The sequence below is a fragment of the Microcoleus sp. B3-D2 genome, assembly GCF_036705345.1.
Lineage (GTDB): Bacteria > Cyanobacteriota > Cyanobacteriia > Cyanobacteriales > Microcoleaceae > Microcoleus.
In genome coordinates this window covers 1-6,648 of record NZ_JAUBUG010000133.1, presented here as the reverse complement: position 1 = coordinate 6,648, position 6,648 = coordinate 1, and the positions used below count along the sequence as shown (strand labels likewise).

The following is a 6,648-nucleotide window of genomic DNA, read 5'->3' as shown; positions in this document are numbered from 1 at the left end:
GAGCAGTTTGATTGTTTACGAGATGCCATTGAAGATGTCTTACGTCAAGCGTCCTAACTGCCTTGGCGACTGCTATAATTATTCAATTGTTTATCTACAATCTAAATTATTTCAGACAAAAGTTGAGCATTTTCTAGATCTCACACCCTAATTGGGTCGTGAGGAAGATATTATTTCAGGCGTCCCCTGTGCAGCTAACTAAAAAAAATAGCTCGCTCCTTCAACTGTAAGCCCTCTAAGCTTTTTAAAACAGTTGAAAAAAATGTCCAAAGTAGTGAAATCTCAAATCTAAAATCATGTAATTTAAAATACTCTAATCTGTCATCTGTCATTAGATATACTTAGCCAAATATAAAACTTATGAGAGCAACTTGCCGTCTTCTCTCAATGTTACAAAATATTAAAATAAATCACAACGTGAAACCAAATTCAAATCGCCAAAAAGCCTTAATGTAAAAAAATTTATGTAAACTTATGAAAGTTAATTAAAGTAAATGTAAAGATATCCGTGGAAATACGGAAATTGATAGATATAATAGGTGGTACAGACGTGGATCTATTGCGATGATTTGAATAAGGCTGTGAATACTATGCGTACTTTGATTCAGCTCACAACAACGGCAACCCTGGCGGCCTGCCTGCAAGTGAATATAGTCGGCACCGCAAATGCGGCTCGACTTGCCAGCAACTCAACTAGCAATTTCACAAAAGCCCGTAGCGCGGGCGAGATCCCGAGGCCATCGACCCCGAGAGTTTTGACAGTTGCACAAACCTCTAGGTTTCCCGATTACCCAAAAGAATACGAACCAGACCCGAACGGCAACCCCAAAAGTGACGGTACGGGGACGCGCTGACCCCAAATTTTCAATAAATTTTCAATCTTCTATTCGCGGAGATTTGTACCAATTCGATTGGTTAATTAAAGTATGGCTGCACCAATCCGGATCGGTGAGGGGATAGTCCACTCGGTAATGACCGCCACGGCTTTCAGTGCGAAACGCAGCACTTTTGACAATTAAATAGCCGATATCCAATAAATTCCCCACTTCTCCCCAATTTCGCAAAATCGAGCTATTCTCCGCCTCAGCAGGGGAAAAATCAATAATTTGTCCGGGCCGTAAATTATCAAGCGTTTGACTCAAAGGCAAGGAAGCAAATTCTTGCCGCCAAATCTCAAGTTGGACGATCGCACTTTCCAAATCCCGTTGTCCCCGGCAAATTCCCGCACTCTGCCACACCAAGTTCGGCAATTCGACCCGCAACTTTTCGATCGCCTCAATGTCCTTTTCAGAAATCGATTTTTCCAAGATCTCCACCGCCTCGAACTGATCGGCCAATGCCTCGGGCGTTCCACCTTCTAGCTGCAAAAGTCCCATCTGCGCCCCAAAAACCAGACATTCCAGCAGCGAATTGCTCGCCAACCGATTAGCGCCGTGTACCCCCGTGCTCGCAGTTTCTCCCACCGCGTACAAACCCGGAATCGAAGTTTGGTTAAACTTGTCAGCGACAATCCCTCCCATCCAGTAATGGGCTGCGGGTGTCACCGGCACCGGTTCGGAAAAAATATCAATTCCCCAATCAGCGCACACTTGAATAATATTGGGAAACCTGTAGCGCAGTCGATCGACCGCAATCGGCCGCAAATCCAGCCAAACATGAGGTTCCCCCGTCTTTTGCAAGTGGCGGAAAATAGCACGGCTGACAACATCCCGAGGCGCGAGTTCCCCGCTGGGGTGAGAGTCAAAAGCAAAGCGATATCCCTTACTGTCAACCAAATGAGCTCCTTCTCCCCGCACCGCCTCGCTAATGAGAAACCGAGGCGCGCCCGCTGTGCTCAGCGCCGTCGGGTGAAACTGCACAAATTCTAAGTCTCGCAGCAGCGCCCCGGCGCGCCACGCAATTGCCACCCCGTCCCCGGTACTTACCGACGGATTGGTCGTTTGAGCAAAAACCTGTCCGCCACCGCCTGTCGCCAGCACCACGGCTTTGGCCTGCAGCCACTTGACTTGTGAGCCACAAATCGAGCTAATCCCCTGGCAGCGCCCGGTTTCGTCTAGCCACAGACTCAAAGCAAAGGCAGGAGATACGAGTTGAATGTTTTTGCGGCTCAATACTTTTGCTGTCAGCGTACCGATCACGGCTTTGCCCGTAGTGTCGGCGGCGTGGAGAACTCGGCGGCGGGAGTGGGCTGCTTCTAGGGTGAGGGCTAAATCTGGGCCGGTGCGATCGAATGCAACGCCCATTTTCACTAGGGAGTCAATGCAGGCTGAAGCTTCCTCAACTAAAAATTTCACCGCATCCAAATCGCAAAGACCGGCTCCTGCAGCCAGTGTATCCTGAATGTGCAGTGCTGCCGAATCTTCAGGGGCGATCACTGCGGCAATCCCTCCTTGAGCCCAATCGCTGGCAGAAACAGGTAGGGTATTTTTATTGATCAAGCCCACGTGCAAATGCTCTGGCAGGCAAAGTGCTGTGTACAAACCCGCCGCGCCAGCACCTATTACCAATACGTCAAATTTGTCAGTCATAAGTCTGCCGCCAGTCAATTTTAGATTTTAGATTTTAGATTTTAGATTTTAGAATTGAGTCTACAGATGAATCTGGGGACTTGAACTAATGTCAGTCGATCGAGCTTATATTTTAGATTTTAGATTAAAGAATTGAGTCTACAGAGGAATCTGGGGAACCCGCTTATTTCAATCTAGGGAATTTTTGCAGGCTTTTGCCCAATGGTGGTTGAAAGTAAGTCTCCAGAAATTAAAGGCAGAAGTCATCAGCCTATAGAAAAAAAATCTTTTCTTTCTGCCGAATGCTTCTGCCCAATGACTTCTGCCTTCAAATGAGACCCGCTGCTACCTAGTCGTAGAGACCATTATTCAACCGGTTGTCTCCTTCAATAAAGACTGATTCAACATCAGTTACGGTGAATTTGTCCATGTTAGCTTGCAGCACTTTTTTCTGAGCATCCGTCAAGTCTGAAATATTGAGTACGTCCTCAACATTTTCGTAAGGAGCATTCTTAATAATTAGTCGAGCTAAAGTGGGATACAACCCTCGAAATTCCCGAAAGTCCCGGACGGCGCTGTTGTTCAAATCAAGTTTTTTGCCGTATTCTGTGGCAAGCTTCTCATCGGCGCGATTGGTTCTAGCCGGAGCTTCAACAGCTAGGAGCGAGGATGATGGCAAGACGATACGGCTTAATGACGCCGCGATCGCGCTTTGGTCTCCAGCCCATGCAAAGCAGCCCAGCACTAAGCCCAATACTGCCAATAGACGACCCAATCGTTTCATGAAGTTTTGTCTCCCAATTTCATACACAGCATTTATGTAGAGACTACCATTTTGCTTATGCAGTTTTTCAGATAAATCCGCAATAGGTAGAGGGCTTTTATAAACTTTACATTTTGGTATTGACAACGCAGACGATATATGATATTAACTGACTTTTAAGCATCCCAGGCCAGTTTATAAAAGGCACTCCAAATTAAAAACTCGGACTGCCATTTTAAAGGGTTAATTTTTGCCCTGCACGCAATTTTCTAGCTATCGCGAACTCTTTCCTTTCGTTTTGAGAAAAGCGTTCAAGTCAGCATAAGTACCAGCGTAAGTCAGGCTGGGAGTGTCGTAACCCTTCAAAGCCACGGTGTGTGGCTCGAAAGCGCCCTCGGCCCCCAATTGCGTCAGGTATTGGTAGGTCGTTGCTCCCACAGCGATATCCTTGCCAAGTTGCTTGGTGCAAGACTCGAGGCGAAATGCTGCGTTTACAGTATCTCCCAAGGCGGTGTAGTCCGATCGGTCGCTGCTGCCAGAATTTCCCACCATTGCATAACCGGTATTGATTCCGGCCCCGACTCGCAAAGGAAAAGGTAGGGGGTAACGGCTGCTGAGTTCGTCTGTTGCCTTGTGCAGTTCGCTCAAAGCTTGGCAAATCCGCATCATTTCCTCGCTGCTGACACCGCTGGTTTTGTGGAACCAGACTGCCATGATGGCATCACCGATGTATTTGTCCACCCAACTGCCGTGTTCGCGAATGATCTGTCCTGCTTTGCGGAACCAATTGCCGATGACTTCCGAGAGGAGGGTTTCGTCTAGCTGCCTAGTCAAAACTGTAAAGTCTCGGATGTCCATTACCATGACGCTAATCAGGCTGCGTACCGTCAAAGTCGCCGTAAAATCTTCAGAGTCTGTATCGTGTATTGGATCGTGCCGATGGCCCGCGGTTGGGTTGTAGAAGTCCAATTCGGTTTGACCGAAAATAATCCGATCGCCATTTCGGAGAGTGACAGGAATACTGACCCGCCGCCCGTTGACAAAGGAACCATTGCGGCTGCCCAAGTCGATCAGGTAGAACTCTCCTGTCTCCATTTGCTGTAACATCGCGTGATTACGGGAAATCCAGCGATCTGTCAGTACAAAATTATTGTCATCGCTCCGCCCTACTGTCCAGCAATTGCTGCCGGAGAGCGGCAAGTAGCGATTGCCGCCTTCTGTGCGAAGTACCATATGTGGATTGGGTTGCACTCGTCACAACAGTCCTAGAAACGACACAAAATTAACCGATTTGAGATTTGAGACTTCAGATGTTAGATTTTTTAGTCCATCGTCGATGCACCTAGCCCCTGCAGGATTTGTGAACCATAAATTCGATCGAGCGAGCGAAGGTATTTATGATTCGATCTACAAAAGCAGCCAGTAAAAACATACTGTCTACCAAGATTGTACCTGATAATACTGCCTGCCCCGGAGCGGAGACAACTTTTATTTATTTTGATGGACCAGAAAAAACTGGGAAAATGGCTCTCTGGCTAGCCAGCTACCCTGTACCCACAAGTCCAAAATCTTTCAACACAATTCCTGAAACCCAAGTTTTGCATGAATCTCAGAAAGGAAGCTTATTTTCCTGAATTTTAAGTTATTGATTCGGCAAAACGAGAAATCAAGATTCTAGGAAACAGGGTTTCTACAATATGGGTCAGCGAGCAAATTGTCTGTACACGGTAGAGCTAGGCGCGGGTAGGGGGTGTGAGCTGGTATGCAGATCGAGAATTCTGTGAACTACCAACACCAACCACGGCTCCCTATGGTGTAGGCTTCCAATTTCAATCGGAACAGCCGATCGTACCGAAGATTTCCTTGCCAACATCAGATTTACATTCCGTCCATGGGCAGTAGTGGTAGTTCCCAACGCTAAGAATCCAAGCCCTTCATCGCCAATAATGATAGCAGAATTCACATCTCTATCGTGCTTAGTTTTGCAGTTGGAACAAGTCCAGCTACGCACTTCCAACGCAAGGCTACCCACCTGATTCAGACCTACGTGGCAACTCTTACTCTATGGCGCAAAAAACCGACCCAGGTCTAGGTAAATTTTACCGTCTCTTTCAGCCTTGTATTTCAACGTTATGGTCAATTTAGACCATCCGCAATTCCTAATTTGTTTGGCTAGGCAATGATTTTTTACCATATTATTAACTGCCACATTTTCCACAAAGATAACTTGTTTTTTTTGCCCCAACTTGGGAGATGGTTTTTTCTGGAAGTTTTCACTATTGTTTGCCATATTTTCGTGAGACATTGCCACTATACGAGCTTTATGGTGACAATTTAACCTTAATGTTTGCGAAATATTTTATGCTACTTACGGTTTATATTTTGAGATATTGTGGTTGATTGTAGCAAAAACAATCTCTAGGTTTCCTAGAAAAGTGAGGAAATTATCACCAACAATTTGTACTTTTTGTGGGTACTGAATTGATTGTCATGCGTTGACTAGAACTTCGGGAAAGATGCCCGTCCTTCAAAGAAGTTGATGAATGCTCTGCATAGGTTTAGTGAACTCAAATGATGCAGTTTTGGGTGACAGGGCAATCGCATCTGGTAAATAGCACTTTATGAAGCAAAACTGAGCTAGCGGGGTAACAAGCAAGCTAGAAAACTTACCAGGCAATGGTTTAAGGGAACCCTGCTTATTTAATCTGCTTAGTAACGCCAGCAAATTTACAAAAAAAGGTCAAATTACTATTAATGTATAAAAGAAATATAGAAAATCTTGAAGAGCCGATGGGGAAGAACAGGAATCAGCCATTCCGTATATTTTATTTAAGATAAGTGATACTGGCCTTGGCATAGATCCAGAACGAATGGGAAAATTGTTCCAACCATTCACCCAGGCTGATGCTTCAACTACACGAAAGTATGGGGGTACTGGATTAGGGTTAGCAATTACTAGAAATTTGTCTCGGATTATGGGTGGCGACACCTTAGTTGAAAGCGAGATTGGTAAGGGGTATAATTTTACTATTATACTGCCAGCAGTAGTGAGGATTACCAAGTAAAACCCTTGCTCATAATTGCAGTGGAAAAAACAATTGTTAGAAAAATGCGTACTTTACATCCCCCCCATTATTATGAGCATCAGCGATTTTTAATAAATCTGGCAAAACAGCAATAAGCTGTGGCGTGTCAACGTCTATCCCAGCAGAAAGGTTTTGAATAAATTTAATTTTATAGCAGGCTCCGAATCGGACGGATTAAGGTTTTTTGTTCTGAGATTAACTGTTGGTAAGGAGGGTATTGGAGTTTAGACTAAGCAGGTCAAAAAGTGCGCTCGCTGTGAGACTAGCGAACAGTTCTCAAGAACGGCAATGG

The 6,648-nt window shown here is 45.5% G+C and carries 6 protein-coding genes; 2 read left to right on the top strand and 4 right to left on the bottom strand.

Annotated features, from left to right (window positions below; all coding sequences use genetic code 11):
• Nucleotides 1-581 precede the first annotated feature (581 nt).
• Nucleotides 582-854, top strand: a complete 273-nt coding sequence (locus QUB14_RS27745; protein WP_333221320.1) for a hypothetical protein — start codon at nt 582-584, stop codon at nt 852-854.
• 21 nt (nt 855-875) lie between these two features.
• Here QUB14_RS27745 and nadB read toward each other — a convergent pair whose 3' ends face one another.
• From nadB to QUB14_RS27725, 4 genes are all read right to left on the bottom strand, one after another.
• Nucleotides 876-2,528: an L-aspartate oxidase gene (gene nadB / locus QUB14_RS27740; protein WP_333221322.1), complete on the bottom strand. Its 1,653-nt coding sequence runs from the start codon at nt 2,526-2,528 to the stop codon at nt 876-878.
• 328 nt (nt 2,529-2,856) lie between these two features.
• Nucleotides 2,857-3,291, bottom strand: a complete 435-nt coding sequence (gene psbU, locus QUB14_RS27735) for a photosystem II complex extrinsic protein PsbU (protein WP_006635850.1) — start codon at nt 3,289-3,291, stop codon at nt 2,857-2,859.
• A gap of 252 nt (nt 3,292-3,543) precedes the next feature.
• On the bottom strand, nt 3,544-4,503 hold the full coding sequence (locus QUB14_RS27730) for an adenylate/guanylate cyclase domain-containing protein (RefSeq protein ID WP_333221324.1): 960 nt from the start codon (nt 4,501-4,503) through the stop codon (nt 3,544-3,546).
• 469 nt (nt 4,504-4,972) lie between these two features.
• Nucleotides 4,973-5,302, bottom strand: coding sequence for a zinc ribbon domain-containing protein (locus QUB14_RS27725; protein ID WP_333221326.1), 330 nt, complete (start codon nt 5,300-5,302; stop codon nt 4,973-4,975).
• Between the two features lie 781 nt (nt 5,303-6,083).
• On the opposite strand from QUB14_RS27725, the gene QUB14_RS27720 reads away from it, so the two are divergent.
• The gene (locus QUB14_RS27720; protein WP_333297424.1) at nt 6,084-6,335 is read left to right on the top strand and encodes an ATP-binding protein; all 252 of its coding nucleotides are present in this window, start codon (nt 6,084-6,086) and stop codon (nt 6,333-6,335) included.
• Nucleotides 6,336-6,648 lie beyond the last annotated feature (313 nt).